Annotated in this window: 20 protein-coding genes; 7 read left to right on the top strand and 13 right to left on the bottom strand. The window is 33.6% G+C overall.

The window, feature by feature from the left end:
- Nucleotides 1-35: 35 nt before the first annotated feature.
- The 3 genes from DT250_RS20605 to DT250_RS20595 form a co-directional block, all read right to left on the bottom strand.
- Nucleotides 36-974 carry an ABC transporter ATP-binding protein gene (locus tag DT250_RS20605; protein WP_098128366.1) on the bottom strand — a complete coding sequence of 313 codons (939 nt, stop codon included), beginning with the start codon at nucleotides 972-974 and terminating at the stop codon, nucleotides 36-38.
- Nucleotides 975-1,111: 137 nt separating this feature from the next.
- Nucleotides 1,112-2,212, bottom strand: a complete 1,101-nt coding sequence (locus DT250_RS20600) for a sensor histidine kinase (protein ID WP_149213644.1) — start codon at nucleotides 2,210-2,212, stop codon at nucleotides 1,112-1,114.
- Nucleotides 2,213-2,216: 4 nt separating this feature from the next.
- Nucleotides 2,217-2,855, bottom strand: coding sequence for a response regulator transcription factor (locus tag DT250_RS20595; RefSeq protein WP_060489832.1), 639 nt, complete (start codon nucleotides 2,853-2,855; stop codon nucleotides 2,217-2,219).
- 283 nt (nucleotides 2,856-3,138) lie between these two features.
- Between DT250_RS20595 and DT250_RS20585 the strand changes: the two genes are divergently transcribed.
- From DT250_RS20585 to exsE, 4 genes are read left to right on the top strand one after another with little or no spacing between them, the layout of a single operon-like run.
- Entirely contained in the window at nucleotides 3,139-3,621 is a 483-nt protein-coding gene (locus DT250_RS20585; RefSeq protein WP_316251779.1) for an RNA polymerase sigma factor, read from the top strand.
- Nucleotides 3,618-4,061, top strand: a complete 444-nt coding sequence (locus DT250_RS20580; protein ID WP_087983113.1) for a hypothetical protein — start codon at nucleotides 3,618-3,620, stop codon at nucleotides 4,059-4,061. The genes DT250_RS20585 and DT250_RS20580 overlap by 4 nt, the downstream gene beginning before the upstream one ends.
- Nucleotides 4,054-5,124, top strand: coding sequence for a hypothetical protein (locus tag DT250_RS20575; RefSeq protein ID WP_087983115.1), 1,071 nt, complete (start codon nucleotides 4,054-4,056; stop codon nucleotides 5,122-5,124). The genes DT250_RS20580 and DT250_RS20575 overlap by 8 nt, the downstream gene beginning before the upstream one ends.
- Nucleotides 5,121-6,077 (top strand): exosporium protein ExsE, encoded by a 957-nt coding sequence (exsE, locus tag DT250_RS20570; RefSeq protein ID WP_137013027.1) that lies wholly within the window; start codon nucleotides 5,121-5,123, stop codon nucleotides 6,075-6,077. The genes DT250_RS20575 and exsE overlap by 4 nt, the downstream gene beginning before the upstream one ends.
- A gap of 29 nt (nucleotides 6,078-6,106) precedes the next feature.
- Here exsE and DT250_RS20565 read toward each other — a convergent pair whose 3' ends face one another.
- Together DT250_RS20565 and DT250_RS20560 are read right to left on the bottom strand one after the other, a co-directional pair.
- A complete protein-coding gene (locus DT250_RS20565; RefSeq protein WP_087983120.1) occupies nucleotides 6,107-7,354 on the bottom strand; it encodes a DUF445 domain-containing protein in 1,248 nt (415 codons plus the stop codon).
- Between the two features lie 156 nt (nucleotides 7,355-7,510).
- Nucleotides 7,511-8,842 carry a D-serine ammonia-lyase gene (locus tag DT250_RS20560; protein WP_149213642.1) on the bottom strand — a complete coding sequence of 444 codons (1,332 nt, stop codon included), beginning with the start codon at nucleotides 8,840-8,842 and terminating at the stop codon, nucleotides 7,511-7,513.
- 150 nt (nucleotides 8,843-8,992) lie between these two features.
- On the opposite strand from DT250_RS20560, the gene DT250_RS20555 reads away from it, so the two are divergent.
- The gene (locus DT250_RS20555) at nucleotides 8,993-9,538 is read left to right on the top strand and encodes a helix-turn-helix domain-containing protein (protein ID WP_000427657.1); all 546 of its coding nucleotides are present in this window, start codon (nucleotides 8,993-8,995) and stop codon (nucleotides 9,536-9,538) included.
- Between the two features lie 119 nt (nucleotides 9,539-9,657).
- A complete protein-coding gene (locus DT250_RS20550) occupies nucleotides 9,658-10,941 on the top strand; it encodes an acyl-CoA thioesterase/bile acid-CoA:amino acid N-acyltransferase family protein (RefSeq protein ID WP_098133614.1) in 1,284 nt (427 codons plus the stop codon).
- A 46-nt stretch (nucleotides 10,942-10,987) separates the two neighbouring features.
- Here the strand turns inward: DT250_RS20550 and DT250_RS20545 are convergent, their stop codons facing one another.
- The 6 genes from DT250_RS20545 to DT250_RS20520 all read right to left on the bottom strand — a co-directional run bounded on the left by DT250_RS20545 (nucleotide 10,988) and on the right by DT250_RS20520 (nucleotide 14,764).
- Complete coding sequence (locus DT250_RS20545) at nucleotides 10,988-11,668, bottom strand: prolipoprotein diacylglyceryl transferase family protein (RefSeq protein ID WP_149213641.1); 681 nt, start codon at nucleotides 11,666-11,668, stop codon at nucleotides 10,988-10,990.
- 18 nt (nucleotides 11,669-11,686) lie between these two features.
- Nucleotides 11,687-12,241: a TlpA family protein disulfide reductase gene (locus DT250_RS20540; protein WP_000733169.1), complete on the bottom strand. Its 555-nt coding sequence runs from the start codon at nucleotides 12,239-12,241 to the stop codon at nucleotides 11,687-11,689.
- 18 nt (nucleotides 12,242-12,259) lie between these two features.
- The gene (ccdA, locus tag DT250_RS20535) at nucleotides 12,260-12,973 is read right to left on the bottom strand and encodes a cytochrome c-type biogenesis protein CcdA (protein ID WP_000990445.1); all 714 of its coding nucleotides are present in this window, start codon (nucleotides 12,971-12,973) and stop codon (nucleotides 12,260-12,262) included.
- Between the two features lie 54 nt (nucleotides 12,974-13,027).
- Nucleotides 13,028-13,840, bottom strand: coding sequence for a M56 family metallopeptidase (locus DT250_RS20530; protein WP_088608722.1), 813 nt, complete (start codon nucleotides 13,838-13,840; stop codon nucleotides 13,028-13,030).
- A 1-nt stretch (nucleotide 13,841) separates the two neighbouring features.
- Nucleotides 13,842-14,258 (bottom strand): BlaI/MecI/CopY family transcriptional regulator, encoded by a 417-nt coding sequence (locus DT250_RS20525; RefSeq protein WP_000495070.1) that lies wholly within the window; start codon nucleotides 14,256-14,258, stop codon nucleotides 13,842-13,844.
- A gap of 107 nt (nucleotides 14,259-14,365) precedes the next feature.
- Nucleotides 14,366-14,764: a DUF3942 family protein gene (locus DT250_RS20520; protein ID WP_002108594.1), complete on the bottom strand. Its 399-nt coding sequence runs from the start codon at nucleotides 14,762-14,764 to the stop codon at nucleotides 14,366-14,368.
- Between the two features lie 490 nt (nucleotides 14,765-15,254).
- Between DT250_RS20520 and DT250_RS20515 the strand changes: the two genes are divergently transcribed.
- Entirely contained in the window at nucleotides 15,255-15,953 is a 699-nt protein-coding gene (locus tag DT250_RS20515; protein ID WP_097889333.1) for a peptidase E, read from the top strand.
- A gap of 56 nt (nucleotides 15,954-16,009) precedes the next feature.
- Here DT250_RS20515 and DT250_RS20510 read toward each other — a convergent pair whose 3' ends face one another.
- The gene (locus tag DT250_RS20510; RefSeq protein ID WP_000804152.1) at nucleotides 16,010-17,419 is read right to left on the bottom strand and encodes an MATE family efflux transporter; all 1,410 of its coding nucleotides are present in this window, start codon (nucleotides 17,417-17,419) and stop codon (nucleotides 16,010-16,012) included.
- Between the two features lie 99 nt (nucleotides 17,420-17,518).
- Nucleotides 17,519-18,283 (bottom strand): DUF2087 domain-containing protein, encoded by a 765-nt coding sequence (locus DT250_RS20505; RefSeq protein WP_097889332.1) that lies wholly within the window; start codon nucleotides 18,281-18,283, stop codon nucleotides 17,519-17,521.
- Nucleotides 18,284-18,435 lie beyond the last annotated feature (152 nt).

The following is an 18,435-nucleotide window of genomic DNA, read 5'->3' as shown; positions in this document are numbered from 1 at the left end:
GATGAACCTCCCTTTACCTTTTCTTCATTTACCTTTTATTTATCTCGTAAGTTTCTTCCAGTCAACGTAAGGAATACTGTTTCTAAGTTCGGAGCCTGCTCCTCTAACGAACGAATTTCAATGTCATGATTAATGAAGTGCTGAATAATTTTATTTAAATTATTTACTCCTGCATCCGAGTTTACCTTGATTACGTTCTCTTCAATTTGAATAGCTTTCACACCGTTTATCTCTTTTAACTTTTCTACATCTAAATTTTCTACTGATTTTACTTCAATCCAAATGTCTTTCGTATCAGTAATAATCGCTTTTAACTGTTCTTTCGTACCTTCTGCAATCACTTTACCGTGATCTACAATTGCTATTTTCGTACAAATCTCTTCTACTTCTTCCATATAGTGGCTCGTGTAAATAATGGTACTTCCCATTTCATTTAATTTTCGAACCGACTGGAGAATATAGTTTCTTGACTGTGGATCAATTCCAACCGTCGGCTCATCCATAATAATTAACTTCGGTCTATGAGCAATCGCACAAGCAATATTCAGTCTTCGTTTCATCCCGCCTGAAAAGTTTTTCGGGTAACTTTTATGTTTATCACTAAGTCCCACAAATTGAAGTGCTTCCTCTACTCTCGCTTTTAGTTCAGCTCCTCTTAACCCGTACAGTCCAGCAAAGAATTTCACATTTTCATAGGCAGTTAACTCTTCATAAATCGCAATATCTTGCGGAACGATACCGATATTCATCTTCGCAAATCGATTATGTTTCTTTATATTTTTTCCTAATATGCTAATTTCACCTTCATTACTTCTTAACAACCCAGCAATCATATTTATCGTTGTACTCTTACCAGCACCATTTGATCCTAAAAAGCCAAATATCTCTCCTTCTTTAATAGATAAAGACATATTATCTACCGCGATGAAATCACCAAATTTTTTCGTTAAATTTTTAATTTCTAATGTATTCATCATTTCACCCCTATTTCGGTTTCTCTGCTATTCATTATAAACAAAAAAAATGAACCTGCTCAGTGCAGAAGTTCATTCTTTTCACATGAGATTATTCACTTTTTTCATATGAGATGATTCATCTTCGTCCCATTTTCTTATATCGGCAACAGCATCGTTACTGAAAAACCACTTCTTCCGTCTACAATAATTTTTCCGTTTACTGATGCTGTTCGCTCCTCCATCCCCATAATCCCGAGACCTTTCTTAACGAGAGCTGCACCTTTTCCATTATCCTTCACCTGTACTTTCACCATCTTGTTAAGTACATGAATATCGATTGAAATAACTGTCGCATCAGCATATTTCATCGCGTTCGTTAGTGCCTCTGTAACATTTTCACCGATAATCTTCCACTGAATCGGTGAGATCATATCTAAATTCCCTTTATATACGAAAGGAATATTTATATCATGCTTACCGGCAAATTCCTCTATGAATAATTTCATACGATGAATGCCAATTTGCTCCGTTGGTGGCTTCATATTTTTTAATGTAACTCTAATACTTTCAATTCCATCTTTCGATATATGAATTGCATTTTGTAATAACTCGGCAGATTTTTCTTTATCTATCCCCATTAATCTCTTTGCTGCTTCCATTTGAATTAGCGCCCCTGTCATCGAGTGGCCAATTTTATCATGAATTTCTTGTGACAACCGATTTCTCTCTTCTAACTTAAATGTGTACTCTGATTGCTTTATGTACTCTTTATTTTCATTTAAGCTTTTCGTCAGCCGCTGCATATCTTTTCGCATCTTATCATTTTGTGATTCAAGCTTTAATACACGCGATAAATACCGTTCTGCCATAGTTAATACGATGAAAGAAAATGTAACAATTAATCCATATGTCATTCGAATACTTTCTTCTGTAAAGATAATAGGAATCATCATAATGATAAAGAGCTGCCATTTCTTCTCTATATAACGAAATATAACTTCATATAAGTTCAATGGTAAAAATAAAATAAAAAACGGATGAACCTTCCATGTAAATAACATAACTATGCCAATTGACAGACTAGATAATATATTTTTGTACGTATCTTGTTTAAATATAGAGATCAGCACATTTACAGAAAGATATAAAAGCAAAGTAAGTATAATCCATGGTAAGTTCACAACATTTAAATAAATGTAACTAAACACAATATATATAAAGACAATTAATTTACTTACAATTAACCAAAATTCCATATCTTTAATCTACTTTCCCTGTTAAATAATAAATCGCAATTTGTGTGCGATGTTCAAGTCCAGTTTTCCCTAAAACTGATGTAATATAATTTGCAATCGTTCCTTCTGATATGAAAAGTTGCTTTGAAATTTCTTTATTCGAGAAACCTTTCGCAATTAATGCGATAATACTAAGTTCTCTTTCTGTAAAAAGACTTGTATCTATTTTACATTCGTCCTCTTTGCTTTCCATTAAATTGCACTTAATTTTATCAAGCACTACATCTTGCATAACAGTTTGACCGTTATATACTCCTTTTATTGCATCACGAATACGCTCTGGATCATTATTTTTTAATAAATAACCTTTCGCCCCGTTTTTTACTGCGTCCAAAATATATTCATCATCATCGAACGTCGTTAAAATTAGCGGTTTCGTTTTCGTCCCTTCACAAATGAATTTCGTTGCCTCTACCCCGTTCATATTTGGCATGCGGACATCTAAAAGAGCGATATCAACGTCGTTCTTTTTGCAATATTCCACTGCTTCTTTCCCATCATTTACTGTATCTACAACTTCGAACTCTTCATATGTATTTAAAATAATTTTCATGCCTTCTCTAATAAAAGAATTATCATCTGCTATTAATATTTTAATTTTCATGTTTGTTAGTATGGACCTTCCCCTACTAATATTCACATCCTTTCTTCACGTAACATTTCCTACTTGCTCATTATATACTTCTCTTTACCATTTTTTCACACCTTTTTTCGTATAGCGTCCTTCCTAAAAATATATTATTCTTTTTTTACAACATGTGTAGGGTGACCGATCATTTCTTACGTCTATATAATAGAATGCGTCAAAAAGGAGGGAGAGACCCATTGAGGAAAAACAATTAATTGAAAAAGCACAGCAAGGAAGCGAACACGCTTTTCGTATCCTTGTGCAAACATATCGTCATTATATTTTTCAAGTTATCTTTTCTATTTTAAGACATGAAGAAGATACGAAAGATGTTACACAAGAAGTATTCGTAAAAATTCACGCCTCTCTCCCTAATTATCAATTTCGCGGATTAAAAACTTGGATGGCGCGTATTGCCACCAATCACGCTATTGATTATAAGAGGAAAAAAGCTAGAGAAAATGAAGAACTCTCCTTATGTAAAGAAACTGAGGAAAATATAAAATCCTCTCATAACGTTGAGGATTTATTATTGACGAAAGAGCAAAAATTACTCATTGCTCAAAAACTGAGAGAACTTCCCGAGAATTACCGTGACGTCGTTCTCTCACATTACTTAGAAGAAAAAAGCTATCAAGAAATTGCTTTGCAGGAAAACATCGAAGTGAAAACAGTCGAAATGAAACTGTATCGGGCAAGAAAATGGATTAAAAAACATTGGAAGGAGGAAGAGTTTCTATGACGCATTATTCAAAAGAAGATTGGCGCAATTATACTTTAGATTTTATAGAAAGCAATGAACGTGAATCTATGGAAGAACACCTTTATGAATGTGATTATTGTTTAGCACTTTATATGGAAAGTATCGATGAACAACATGAAAACCTTCCAATGATAAATGATGATTCATTTACGAATGAAGTTATGACGCAAATTGATTTTGAAACGCTACAACCTAATGAAAATATAAAAACAAACTCATTAAAGCGAACGATTATTCACTACATAATTGCGACCGCAGCTACAATTATTTTTATGGTAAGTGGTTTATTCCAGTATATTTTCACAGCGACATCAAATTTCGAGAAATCTTCAAAACATAACGAGTCTTCTATTTCACAACAAATTGTAAACAAATCGGTAGATACATCAAAAAAGGACGGAGGTTCAAAGCATGAATAAAAATCCCTTTTTAGCACTTGTATTAGGGCTAATTCCTGGGCTTGGACATTTATATTTAAAGAAGTTTGGACGGTTTATTTTATATAGCGGAGGGGCTTTATTACTATTTTCTTTTGCAGTTTTTTGCGTAGTAGAATTAATAGCGCGTGAGTTGGCTTTTATCTCTCTATTTTTACTAGTCGTGTTATGGGTGGTCAATTTACTAGATTTAGTTATCACTATTATTAACCAATCAAAAAAACAAGCAGCCGGAGAATTAACAGATTCCTCTAAAGAAAGCGAACGATTTTATATCATTCTCCTATCCATCATACCTGGACTTGGTCATTTCCAATTAGGGCTTATGCAACGTGGACTTACATTTTTAGTAGCTTGCACAGGGATCGGAAGTATGATTATTTTCGTTGCACTTTTAACATCACAAGAAAGTTTCCTTATCTTCCTTATAACATTACCTGTTTTATGGATTTACAATTTCTTCGATGTTGTTCAGCAACTCCAGAAAAAAGAACGTGGCGAGCAACTAGATGACCGTACTATTTTCGAAGAGTTTGAAGAGCATCGTGAACAAGGAAAGAAGAATAAAACATTCGCTTCTATTTTAGCGATGTTCCCTGGAGCGGGACATATGTATTTAGGCTTACAACGCCGCGGTCTTCAGCTTATGGCAGCCTTTTTACTTTCCATCTATTTACTCGACTTATTAAGACTTTCAGCGTTTTTATTTTTAGTACCAATCATTTGGTTCTATAGCTTCTTTGACGCTTTACAGCAAACTGCAAAGTATGGAAAAGAACGTGTACATGACGAACCTATCATTGATTATTTTATCAATCATCAAAGATGGATCGGTATTGGGTTAATTACACTCGGTGGTTATTATTTATTAGATCAAACACTCCTTCCTATTTTGAATGATTACTTTGCAACTATATTTAACATTCATCTTAGCGAGCTATATTATCGCTATTTCCAAACATCTATCGTTGCACTCCTCTTAATTGGTGGCGGCTTTAAATTGTTACTTGGAAATAAAGAAAACAAAGGTGGTACAAAAGAATGAGAACATGGCGCGTTGGAACATTTTCAATGGGGCTTTCTATTATTTCATTAGGTTGCTTCTTACTATTTTCAGTTGTAAAAGGTACTGAGGTATTAGATTCCTTAACAGCATGGTGGCCTGTTTTACTTATTATTCTTGGCGTGGAAATTTTACTATACCTTCTATTTTCTAAAAAGGAACAATCCTTTATTAAATATGATATTTTTAGTATTTTCTTTATCGGCATTTTAGGAAGCGTTGGAATTGCTTTTTACTGTTTATTATCAACTGGATTACTAGATGAAGTTCGTCATTCTCTTCATACCACTCGCCAAACGAGCAATATTCCAAGTGGACAAATTGATATACCTGAATCTATCAAAAAAATTGTAGTGGATGCAGGACAGCACCCTCTAACAATAGAGGGAAATGATACAAATCAAATTCACCTTCTTGGAACATATGAAATGACGACGAAAAATAATGAAAAACTTAATTTAAAACAAGAAGATTTCCTTTCGGTTCAAACAGCTGGGGAAACGATGTATATTACTTTAAAATCATTACCCGTTCAACATACGTTATGGAATTCAGCACCACAAGTCAAACCGACACTCGTTCTTCCGCAAAATAAAAATGTAGAAGTTCGTGCTTCAAATAACGATTTATCCCTTTATCCAGGTCAATTACAAAATAATTGGTTTGTACAGGAAAGTTCAAATGTATCTGTCCATTTAGCAAAAGAAAGCGATGTATCTTTAATCGCCATAACAAACAAAAAAGAATCCCACGGAAACACACCTTGGGAACAAGTTGAAGATTTAACGAAAAAAGAAGAGAATACTTCAGAAAAAAATAAAGAATTCAACGAACAAGAACATTGGTATAAAAATTCGATTAAAACAGGCAATGGGACGTACAAGTTAAATATTGAAAAAGCTTATAATATCAATATGAGTATTATTGAAAAATAAAAACCTTCCACAATTGTGGAAGGTTTTTCTCATATAATCGCTTTAATTCCTTCTAACACTAATCCAATCATAAATCCGCAAACAGCCCCGTTTACTCGGATCCACTGTAAATCTTTACCGACGTTATTTTCAATCATTTCAATTAACGTTTTATCATCTAACTTATCAAGGTTTTCTTGTACAAGTTTTCCGATTTTCGAATGATTCTTTTCCACAAGTGTGACAACTTGTTTTTGTAACCAATCTTCTATTTTTTGAACAGTCTGTTCATCTTCTTTTATTTTATTCATTTGTGTTTGTAAAAATGGAATAACATATTTATCCGTAAACTCTTCGTTTTTCACAAAAGTAATTGCCCTTTGTTGCACTTGCTCCAGCATCTCTTTAATTTTGTCAGTAGCATTCCAATTGGCAATCCATTTTTCTTTCCAATTTTCTAATTCTTGTAGTAAAGCTTCATTTTCTTTTACATTTATAATTTCTTGACGAATTTTCGATAATATAAGTTGTCTCGTACTATTATCTGCATCTTGTAAGCTGTTAATATTGCTAATAATAAATTTCTGCAAAATGCCGCCAATTTTATCTTCATCTACAATATTCATAAACGATTTCAAAGTAAACTGTAAAAATCCATCTACTTTTATGTTTTCCATCGCCTTCATACCTAAGCTTCCGAGCTGGTAACGTGCTTCATCTTGCGCTGTCCAATCTTTCACTTTTACTAATATGTAATCCAGTGTCTTTTCATCGTACTCTTGCACTACCAATTGATCAACAAGCACTTGTAATATGTTACTTGTATTAATTGTATGCAAATACGTTTTTAATTCTTTTTCAATAATAACCGCTAACTTTTCCGTATCTATTGTAACAATCGCCTTCTCAGCAATTTTTACAATTCCCTTTTTCACAGCGTCAGACTGCATTTCTCTCTCAGCGATTTGCAGTACCATTTGCGCTAGCTGCATTTCTTTTACTTTATTCGTAATACTTTCTTTCGTCAGCCACTCATTTTCTAACGTATGAATGAGCCCTTTCGTTACTCGTTTACGATTTTTAGGTAATAACGCTGTATGAGGAATTGGAATTCCCATCGGATGACGGAATAATGCTGTAACTGCGAACCAATCCGCAAGTCCACCAACTAATCCAGCTTCAAATCCCCCTTGTATAATCTCTCCAGCTACCGTTCCTTGAAAAGGGATAGAAGCCGCAAAACCTACTCCCATAACCCCAAGCGAAATACCCGCTATATATTTAGTCTGTAATGACATCGTATACACATCCTCTTATTATGTAAAATAAAGCTTTTTTGTTATGTTTATTTGATCTTAGTAATCCTTTATATCTATACTATAAAGAACATATGTGAAAATAACAAAGATTTTTATGTACATGAAAAAATGAGGCTATAACTAGCCTCATTTTCCTTATAGTATTAATTCTAAACCTTTCTTATAATACCCACTCATCACATCTTCTGGAACCATACTACCGCCAGTTCCCCACACAATATGAGTACCTTTCTTCATCTTCTCTGTTAACTCTTGTTTTTGTAAATACTCATCTTCTTTGCATACTTTCACTGGCCCTATCATTCCCGCTAGCGCAGAAGGCTCTAAATAAATATTTTCCGTATCAGCTAGTTCTTTTAACAATCTATATAACTCTTCATCACTTACTGTGTAATTTCCACTCAAAAATGGTTCCATCGTTTTACCGACAAATCCAGACGGTCTTCCTACCGCTAGTCCGTCCGCGTCTGTTACATTATCAATCCCGATATCTTGAACGGCAATTTTATCATGAAGTCCTGTCATTAAACCGAGTAACATACATGGAGAGTGCGTTGGCTCCGCAAAGAAACAGTGTACGGTGTCTTTATACAATAACTTTAAACCAAATGCGACTCCGCCAGGTCCGCCCCCTACTCCGCAAGGAAGGTAAACGAATAAAGGGTGCTCTTCATCTACTACAATCTCTAACTCTTCTAATTGCTTTTGTAAACGCGATGCTGCTACTGCGTATCCTAAAAATAAATCATGTGAGTTTTCATCATCTACAAAATAACAGCTAGGATCTGCATCTGCTTGCTGACGCCCCTCTTCTACTGCTTTACTATAATCAGCTTCATATTCAATAACGTTTACACCTTTACTTCTTAATAAATCTTTTTTCCATTCTTTTGCGTCTGCTGACATATGAACAGTTACGTTAAAACCTAGTTTTGCACTCATAATCCCAATGCTTAGTCCTAAATTACCTGTAGAACCTACCGCAATTGAGTATTTTGCAAAAAACTCTCTACATGTATCACTGTCTAAAATGGAATAATCATCTTCTTCTGTTAACATTCCATACTGCAAAGCTAATTTCTCCGCATGCTTCAGCACTTCATAAATGCCGCCTCTAGCTTTAATTGACCCTGATATCGGAAGCCCGCTATCACACTTTAATAGTAATTCACCTAATATAGGTTTCCCGTAATTTTTCTCTAAAGACTGTTTCATAGTAGGTATCTTCACTAAAGGTGATTCTATAATGCCGCCCGTTTCTTTCGTTTCTGGAAAAACTTTCGCAATGTACGGTGCAAAACGCTTTAACCTCTCTTCCGCATCTTTTACATCACCTTCATTCAATGGGGAATCTTTTATTGCCGTTTCATACTTTTCCATGTTCGGATTCACCCAAAACACTTCTTCTGTTGAGATTAATTTATTTAATAGTGGATATTCCTCTTTTAATTTCTCTATTCCCTTCATTTCTCTTCCTCCTCATAACCTTGTAGCTTACGATTCAATAAATTATAATTAAATTAATTTTAATTTAGTTTAACATAAATTATTCACTTTAGTTAATTTTAATTTAATTTATTTAAATATAATTTAATAATTAGTAAGGAGATTTTCATTATGGAAAATATAGATATTGGTAAAAAGATTGAAAAGCAAAGAAAAGAAAAAGGTTTAACTAGTAAAGAACTAGCAACGATGGCAGGTATTACACCATCTATGTTAAGTCAAATTGAGCGTGGGTCTGCTAACCCTTCTATTCAAACATTAAAAGTACTCGCTAAAGCTCTTGATGTTCCAACATTTAGCTTTTTATTGGAAGATACAAATACAGACGATTTAATTGTACGTTCTCATAAACGAAAAAAAATGATTATCGATAATTTATCATATGAATTGCTATCACCTGATTTTACAGGAAATTTAGCAACAGCAATTATGACTGTTCCACCGAATACAGCTTCATCAGAAAATGTACTAGAACATAAAGGTGAAGAGTTAGCATACGTATTAGACGGGAAAATTACATTACATTTAAATGAAGAAGAATACATATTAGAAACGGGTGATAGCGTAAAAATACCTGCTTATTTAAAACATAAATGGGTAAATCAATTCGAGAAAAATGCAATTGTTTTATTTTCTGTTACTCCGCCGATTTTTTAATATATTTAAGAAAAACAGGATAATCATCCTCATATTAATAAAACTCTATTTACAGTAGAGGTCTATTTTGTTATTCGTAGAAAACTTGTTATATATAATTTAAATTGAGGTGTTATGAAATGAACATTCACAAAAAAACGAAGCCCCGCATTCATGTTAGTTCGTCAATCTCATTAATTGATTCTCCCATTCAAATTTATATAACCGGATTAGAACCTTTACAAGAAGTAACAATAAGAGCCTCCAGAATTGCCGAGGGAATAAATGATATATATTTAGAATCAAATGCCACCTTTATTGCATCTAAAAATGGGAATGTAAACCTTACCGAACAAGCACCTATTACTGGCTCTTATACAGGGATTGATGGAATGGGATTATTTTGGTCCTTAGACATTATTAAAATAAACGAACATCACGATTCTATTCGAAATTATAAGAATCCATTGTCGCCTCAAAACTTAACTTTATCACTTGAAATGAATGGATCTACTATCGATGAAATAAACATCTCAAGATTATGGAAATCCAAACAAATCGTTCGGTATCCAATTAGAGAAAATGGATTGATTGCCACCTTTTTCTACAACGAAAATAAAAAAGCGAATCCAGGAATTATTGTACTCGGCGGTTCGGAGGGTGGATTAAATGAATACCTTGCCGCTTTACTTGCATCACATAATTTTTCAGTACTCGCCCTCGCTTATTTCGGAATCGATAATCTACCAAAACAACTTGTAGAAATCCCCCTTGAATATATAAAAACAGCCATTGAGTGGATGAAACAACGTGAAGAAGTCACCAAAAATTGGTTAGGTATACATGGTACCTCTCGAGGAAGTGAACTAGCCCTTTTATCAGCATGCTTTTTCCAAGAAATAAATGCTGTCGCCTCTCTAAATGGTTCCGCTATTGCATTAAGTGGTATTGTACCGTGGTCCGATGCTACAACATTACCTCCTGCTTGGACATATAAAGGGAAAGTATTACCGTATGCGTCTCCAATAAACCCCATATCCGTCGCACTCGAATGTCGTAAAATGTTTGAAGAACATAGGGGAATGCCATATAGAAAGTGGTATAACGCTTTAACTTCAGATTCTAAAGTTGTTGAAAATGCTACTATACCAGTTGAAAAAATTAATGGAGATGTATTGCTAATTGCCGGTGAAGAAGATGAAGCTGATATTGTAAGATTATCAAAAAAAGCAATTAATAGATTGGATACATTTCATTCTCCTCATTTTTATAAACAACTCGTATATAAAGGGGCTGGCCATTCTATCGGCATCCCCTATTTAAGAATAAATTATAACCAAGGGAGCAAAAAAGATAACGCTTTTGCTAGTATTGATTCTTGGAAGGAAACCATTCATTTTTTTCAGAAAAGCGCTCAATCCTAATGATAAAGAGGTATGCGTGTATGAAAATTTCATACATGCATACCTCTTATTTTTTCGGCACCAACAAAATCCCTAAACTAATAAAAAAGAAGCTCATTATTTGCTGTATTGATAAACCAAATAAAACCGAATTTTGTTCACTAATAAGCGAAATAATAATATGAGCAACTCCCTCAACTATTAGAAAAACACTTATATTCTTTCCATTTCCGAGCCTTTCATTTTTCATCCATAACAAGCCGATTATACAAAGGGCGAGGATGATCTCGTATACGAAAATAGGGTGATATAAAAATTTAGATTCATATATTTTCACACCCCAAGGCAATGTCGTTTGTACACCTATTTTGTGGTTGAATAGAAAATAAAAAATAATACTCATACATAGTCCAAAAGGTAATGCATCAAGTAAAATACGAAGCGAAAATTGCTCCTTTTTACTTTTCCTAACAATGTATACACTCGCAATTACACATCCTGCTATAATATGCTGCATACTTCCTACAGCTAATAGTGCCTGCAATGGCGACCTAAAGGCCCATACTGGATTTAAAATTGCCGGTGCAAATTTCCACACAAATACGATGATTAGAAAAGCATTTGTTACTGTATCCATCATTTTTTCATATGGTACACTTTCGTTCTTCATCTTTCGTTTCATCAACATAAATCCAAATAAACTTCCAATTATAAGAGATACGGGTTGTAACCTCACGATCCACTCCATCACTATGAAATCCCCTCTTTAACTCTCAATTAATTTCTTAAATTTCTCTTCTAATTGATCTGGAGGCAATACGCCTCGTACTTGCTCTACGATAATTCCATCTTTATTAACAAAAAATGTCGTTGGTAACGAAAATACTTTATAATCTAATCCAGCTACTCCGTCCATATCTAGTAAAACAGGAAACTTAAATCCGTGACGATCTGCAAATGCACTCGCTTCTTGTACTGGATCTCCAATTGTCGCATTTACCGCAAAAATTTCAACATCCTTTTTATATTTATCATACATACGAACTAAGTCAGGTGCCTCCATTTCACATGGGCCACACCATGATGCCCAAAAATTAATAAGGTATGGCTTGCCTTTTGCATCATTTAACGAATACAGCTTCCCGTCTAACCCTTTTAATGTTATGTTTGGCGCTTTAAATCCTACTTGTGGTAATACTTCTGTTTCTTGTAACTCCGCTTGTTTTGCTTTTCTTTCTTTTTCTTCTTTCTTTGTATTATAAAAATTAACTCCGGCCCAAATTAATGCCCCGGCCAGTATAATCGCAATTAGCTTCTTCACTTTTCTTCCTCCTCATTTTTAAAAGCCTGTAAATCCACCGAATAGACGAATAAAGAATGCGGTAATTTTCGTCATTTGATTTGTATACAATAAAACCCCTGTTACAATCATCATTCCACCGCCAATTTTCATCATGACATTGGCATATGTAACAATCCATTTTACCTTCCCAATAAAGAATGCCATCACGAAAAACGGAACCGCAAACCCAAGAGTATACGCGGTAATATAAAGAAGTGCCCCTTCAGGATTTGTCGCACCAAGCATGAGTACAGCTGAAAATATCGGACCAACACATGGCGTCCAACCCGCTGCATATGTCATACCGACTAAAATCGAGCGAATATATCCAGTCGATTTACTTCTGTATTGTACTTTTTTCTCTGCCATAAGCCACTTAGGTTGAAACAAACCTGTCATAAACAGTCCCATCAAAACAATAAAAACCCCACCAATTTGTTGAATCAATTTTTGGTTAGATGAAAATGTTATTCCAATCCAACTTACCGATAAACCTAACGCATAAAATATAACCGAAAATCCGATCATAAAAAATACGGTATGTATAATCGCTGATTTTTGCATAATTCCACGATTCTCTTTTAAATCTTGAATAGACACACCTGTAATATATGATAAATAAGATGGATATAGCGGTAAAGAACATGGTGATATAAATGACAATACCCCTGCCCCAGCTACAAGCCAAATTGTTAAATCTGCTGCATTCATTTTACTCCCCCTAAAACACTACAATAAGTAGTGTTAATTCTTAAAAAAAAGAGGCTATATGCACTCTCCGACAATAAGTACAATCGACATACAGAATAAACCTAATGTTACATATACCGAATTCGTATGTAATGGAATATTGAGCTTAACAACTTTTTCATTTAACACTTGCTCGATTCGTAAATTTATTGCTGTTTTTGCAAATGAAGCTGTCACACATCGATTTTCCATTGTCTTTATTTTAATTAATTTTAATAACGCACTACCTAATTCGAATGAAGATTTCATCTTTTGCATTGCATATTTATCTGCTGCTAGCTCCTGATACACATGATAGCGCTGCAATAACCCTTTTAATATCGGGATGTACACCATTCCTTCTGCTAATAACGTAAAACAAAATAATTTTAATGGATCTCGATTAGTTTGATGATATTCTTCATGGAAAATAATCGCATCCATTTCTTCATCTGAAAATGTTTGAAGCATGCCTTCTGACATGACAACTTTCGGACGAAATAACCCAATTGTAAATGCCGCAACTTCTAAGGTCGGCAATATATATATTTGTTTTCCTTTTCGAATGAAAGGGATAAGTACTTTTTGTAATTTTTTACTATAGAAAAATTGTCGCCAAATTCTTTTGCACACTATGAGTACTGTAAGTAATAGTAATCCAGCAATTATAATACGAATGAGCGATAATTCCTTCATATGCTTTTCTAATTGAAACAAGCAAAAATTTGAAAAAAAGAACGCCTTATTTTGAAACAGAAATGGATATGTAACGTAATACACTAACATACTGAAAAAGAGGGTACTAACAATTACTGCTAACAATACGATTTTACGCATTTGCCATTTCATTTCATTGATCCTCTTTTTTTAACTGACTCAATTTGTCTTCTAATTTTTTTATTAAAGTCGGATCAGCCTGCTCTAACTCATCTAGCATATGATTTACTACTAAATCTCCAAATTCCCCCATCAATTCCTGTGTCATTTTCTTCGTTTGATTGGATAAGAATTCTTCTTTTGTTTGTACAGTACGATATATGCCACTTCTTTTCACTGTCTGTTTTTCTAAGTGTAATTTCTCTACTAACCTGTTCATAACTGTCATAACAGTGTTAAAATTCACAGGTGATTCTTCACTTAATTTCTGCTGCACTTCTTTAATCGTAATACCCTCGGTAGACCAAACAATCTCCATAATTTTTGCTTCAAGAGGTCCAAAAAAGTGATTTAATCCTTGCTCATTTAATTTATAGTTTTGAGTAAACATAGTATGGCTCCTTTCACACTACAAATTGTAGTACAAATTAAATGAAAGGTCAAACAAGAATGATATACACTAAAATTCACTACCTATAAATACGTAGGCCATTCCATTCATTTTAAACCTAATTTCTCTCCAAATGTCTCAAAGAGATACTGCTCTAATATTTGTACATTAAACTTCTCATTGCGCCCAAGTGCAAATAATTCCCGATCCTTTGCTACGATAGTATCTAAAGGAATAACGACATTATCCACTATTTTTGTAATTTCAATGATGTTACTTTTTACATTTACCTCTGTTTTAAATTCAACATTTTCTAATACGATATGTGAACGTCTTCCTGATGTAAAAAAAGTAAAATTAGGATTTTTCACAACGCCAATTTCAGCCTCTAACGCATATAAATAGTGAAAAATTATATCTCTATGTCCATCTTTTATTATTTTTTCATCCTTCTCATCATCTAAGTATTCTTTCACCTTCGCTGCAAACTCAAATCGAAAATCCACCTTTTTCACGCTCCCTCTTTGTATTTTTATATTAAATAAATATATTGAAATAATTTTACCATATTGTAATACAAGTTCCTATTAAAAGTAAAAAACGATTTGTGAAATCTCTATTATTTCCGATTCCTTTTTAAAATATAAACACTAATTCAATTTGAATTAATGCTTTGTTATATCCATTTAAACATATTGTTTCCATATTTTGAAACAATAGTATGAAATATTATATATCGATAAAGTGAAACTTTAATCAATGGGAGTTTCGTTCATCCCCCACTGATTATCAGCCCTCACCAATCAAGATTTTACGGGCAGCCCGCAAATAGCCGGTTAATTTGTTTCAAATTCATTTTTCTATATAGTTATCACTACCTTTACTATTTCGATATACTTAAACTATATTTTCTACTTATTCATTACATGAGAGAAGGAATGTTACTCTCTTCTATCGAATTTTTATATAACAAAAATGATTAGGTGGTGCTTTACTATGAAATTAGCTGTCATTGGTGGCGGTGATTTACAAGATTCAAATCACTCGCCTATTAATGAGCGACTTATAGAATTAACAAATAAACAGTATCCAAAAGTATTATTCATTCCTACAGCTAGTCATGATGATGAAAGCTATATAAAGCTATTTTTAGACACGTTCGAAAAACAATTACACTGTGAAGTACAAATTTTACGTACTATAGCTGATACACCTTCTAAATATGAAATAGACGAAATGATTCAGTCTGCTGATTTAATTTATCTCGGTGGCGGGAACTATATTCAAATGGTTACAGAATGGAAAGAACTTAGACTCGATGAAAAATTACTATTGGCTCTACAACAAGGAACGCTCATTGCGGGGTATAGCGCTGGTGCTATGTGTTGGTTCACATCTAGTATCCGATCAGATTATGAAGGTTCTGGTTATATAGAGTGTAACGGTTGGGGGATTGTTAACAAAAGGTTTTGTCCACATTATAATCAATTAAATAGAATGAACGCCTTCCATTCCTTTTTACAAAATCATCAAGGTAATATAGAAGGAATTGCACTAGAGGATAATTGCGCTTTATATATTACAGAAGAATCTTTTGAAATTATCGGTGAACCTGAAAAAGCGTGGGAGTTTTATATGAGCGATAACAAGCTCATTAGACAACATTTTGATATCACTTTAAAAAGCTATTTGTAAACATACACTTACAAAAAATGTCCCTAAGTATAATAGCTTAGGGACATTTGCATGATTTAACTCACTAGTCGTGTAATTCGTTTCTTCTGCCATGAAAGCTTATAATATGCATACTGTAATATTAAGCTGACAATAAATGCTGCTGGGTACCCAATCCATATCCCTTCTATGCCAAGACTTGTATGGTAAGAAAGGTAATACGCTACAGGTACTTCAACAAGCCAAATTGATACAACTCCGATAACAGTTGGCCATAATACTGTACCACTCGCTCGCATTGTCGCACTAATAATTTGCGCATGCCCGAAAATTAAATAACTCCATAACGTAATCATAACTAGGCTATGAGCAATTTCAATTGTAGTTTGACTCGTTAAAAATAGTGATAGAATGTCTCTTGAGAACAAGTAAATAAGAGATATTAGCACACCACCGATGACGTAGTTCATAATAATTCCAGCCTTCACAACTTTCTGCAATCTATCAAATTGATTCGCACCAATTGATTGTGCTGCAAAAATGGAAACTGTAATACCAAGGCTAACTGCTGGCATTTGTACATAACTTGCAACCTGGTTCACAACGCCATAAGCTGCTGTTGCATCCGAACCATAACGATTCACAAACGCGATTACCGCAATTTCAGATAATGAAACTAATATCATATTAATACTCGCTGGAATTCCGAGTCGTAACAATAGCTTCAATAACTCCCTATCCATGCGAAGATATTTCCTTACCGTACTATCTAATTGTAGTGGGTGATTTTTCTTCTTTAAATACACCAACATGACAATAAACGTAATAACTGTAGATATAACAGAAGCATAGGCTGCTCCATACACATCTAATTTCGGAGCTCCTAACCATCCAAAAATAAGAATCGGTAATAAGATCATATTTAGCGCTGTACTTACAATTAAAAAGTAAAATGGCGTTTTAGAATCTCCTGTACCTCTCATAAATGTTGTGTATGCAAAATATAAAAATAATACTGGCATCGATATAAATAAAATACGTGCATAATGAACACTTATATCAATAATATTTTCTGGTGTTCCCATTAGGCGCATAATATCCATCGCAAAAATACTACCTATTATCGCCAACACAACTCCAATAATAAATGTAAATGTCAGTGTCGTACCAACGATAGCTTTTAAACGATCTTCGTTTTTAGCACCAAACGCCTGACCAATTAAAATAGAACTCCCTGAACCAATACCAATTACAAATGAAACGAGTAAGAAAAATAGTGGAAAGAATGCTGATATAGCCGCTAAATCATTAACGCCAAGCCATCTTCCTACTACTACCATACCGAATAATTGTCCAATCGATTGTAATACATTACTTAATAGTAACGGTACTAAAAACATGGACATCGATTTCCAAATCGGTTTACTCTCACTTTCTAACTTATGTGACTCCGCACCTTCTTTATTATTATCTGTAGGTGGTTTCAAATTTCATTTCTCCTTTTATTAAAAATTTGTTTTTCAACTTCTATTTCTTTGTATAATTGTTATAATAATGTGCCTCTATTTATTTTCTTTTCCATATTATCATAACTTTACCCAATATTGGCTTCCATCTGCTGTTCTATCTAAAAACCCATATTCGATTAAATACCTTCTTAAAGTTACAAAATCCGGGTATACTCTTTCTATGATAGTATTTACTTCTTTTTCAGTGTACTTTTTATTACTATCAAACTTCGTCACTAAATGGCGTAATATAATTAATTTGCGCTTTTGCTTTTTCGGAAATGTAGAAAGTGGTCCATCTAATCCTTCTGTAAAATGCGCTTTTAATACTTCATCATTTTCTTCTTCCGTAATATTGTAGCGATCATCTACCATCGTTGCGGTTCTATGAATTGGTACAAATTTCGTTTGTACTTTTGATTTTTCTTCTGACAGTTCCATTAATGCTAAAAATACTTTCGCTTGCTTCATTTTCTCTCGAAGTGTAAATCGATGATTACGAATGGTTGATGTACTTCCGCCATCCATCTCTTTTACAATCTCTTTATCATTCAGCCCCATATGGAAAAACTGAACCATTTTCTTTTGCAAATCCGTTAAACCCGTATACTTTTTATCAAGGTTTAATAAATAATCAAACATAGACGTATGTTCATTTTGCACATGCAATTGCACAAACTTCTCTGCTTCATACAAAACTTGATTATCTTGATAAATAACCCCCTTAATAAACGCTTCTCCACAAGCTAAACAAATATACTCCTCTGCTTCCACTTCAAATACATACCCTTTCTTCAATTCTTCTACCGAAGCATCCCAAAACTTCTCTGAAATATCACTCATACTAAACACTCCTTTAAAATGTTTATCTAAAAACAGACGTTTCCCAATAACGTTTACTATCTCTTCATCATCTTAACATACAGTAAATAAACATTTCAACATTCCGTTTACCCATTTTACAAACTTTTATAAAAAACGTCTACTAAATAATT

It is taken from the genome of Bacillus sp. AR2-1 (assembly GCF_008368755.1).
Lineage (GTDB): Bacteria > Bacillota > Bacilli > Bacillales > Bacillaceae_G > Bacillus_A > Bacillus_A wiedmannii.
This window is presented reverse-complemented; position numbering and strand designations above follow the sequence as displayed.

Bases quoted from the DNA above. Each gene is read 5' to 3' on its own strand.
- DT250_RS20605 (WP_098128366.1), bottom strand. From the start codon at position 974: ATGAATACATTAGAAATTAAAAATTTAACGAAAAAATTTGGTGATTTC.
- DT250_RS20600 (WP_149213644.1), bottom strand. From the start codon at position 2,212: ATGGAATTTTGGTTAATTGTAAGTAAATTAATTGTCTTTATATATATT.
- DT250_RS20595 (WP_060489832.1), bottom strand. From the start codon at position 2,855: ATGAAAATTAAAATATTAATAGCAGATGATAATTCTTTTATTAGAGAA.
- DT250_RS20580 (WP_087983113.1), top strand. From the start codon at position 3,618: ATGACGCATTATTCAAAAGAAGATTGGCGCAATTATACTTTAGATTTT.
- DT250_RS20575 (WP_087983115.1), top strand. From the start codon at position 4,054: ATGAATAAAAATCCCTTTTTAGCACTTGTATTAGGGCTAATTCCTGGG.
- exsE (WP_137013027.1), top strand. From the start codon at position 5,121: ATGAGAACATGGCGCGTTGGAACATTTTCAATGGGGCTTTCTATTATT.
- DT250_RS20565 (WP_087983120.1), bottom strand. From the start codon at position 7,354: ATGTCATTACAGACTAAATATATAGCGGGTATTTCGCTTGGGGTTATG.
- DT250_RS20560 (WP_149213642.1), bottom strand. From the start codon at position 8,842: ATGAAGGGAATAGAGAAATTAAAAGAGGAATATCCACTATTAAATAAA.
- DT250_RS20555 (WP_000427657.1), top strand. From the start codon at position 8,993: ATGGAAAATATAGATATTGGTAAAAAGATTGAAAAGCAAAGAAAAGAA.
- DT250_RS20550 (WP_098133614.1), top strand. From the start codon at position 9,658: ATGAACATTCACAAAAAAACGAAGCCCCGCATTCATGTTAGTTCGTCA.
- DT250_RS20545 (WP_149213641.1), bottom strand. From the start codon at position 11,668: ATGGAGTGGATCGTGAGGTTACAACCCGTATCTCTTATAATTGGAAGT.
- ccdA (WP_000990445.1), bottom strand. From the start codon at position 12,973: ATGAATGCAGCAGATTTAACAATTTGGCTTGTAGCTGGGGCAGGGGTA.
- DT250_RS20530 (WP_088608722.1), bottom strand. From the start codon at position 13,840: ATGAAATGGCAAATGCGTAAAATCGTATTGTTAGCAGTAATTGTTAGT.
- DT250_RS20525 (WP_000495070.1), bottom strand. From the start codon at position 14,258: ATGTTTACTCAAAACTATAAATTAAATGAGCAAGGATTAAATCACTTT.
- DT250_RS20515 (WP_097889333.1), top strand. From the start codon at position 15,255: ATGAAATTAGCTGTCATTGGTGGCGGTGATTTACAAGATTCAAATCAC.
- DT250_RS20505 (WP_097889332.1), bottom strand. From the start codon at position 18,283: ATGAGTGATATTTCAGAGAAGTTTTGGGATGCTTCGGTAGAAGAATTG.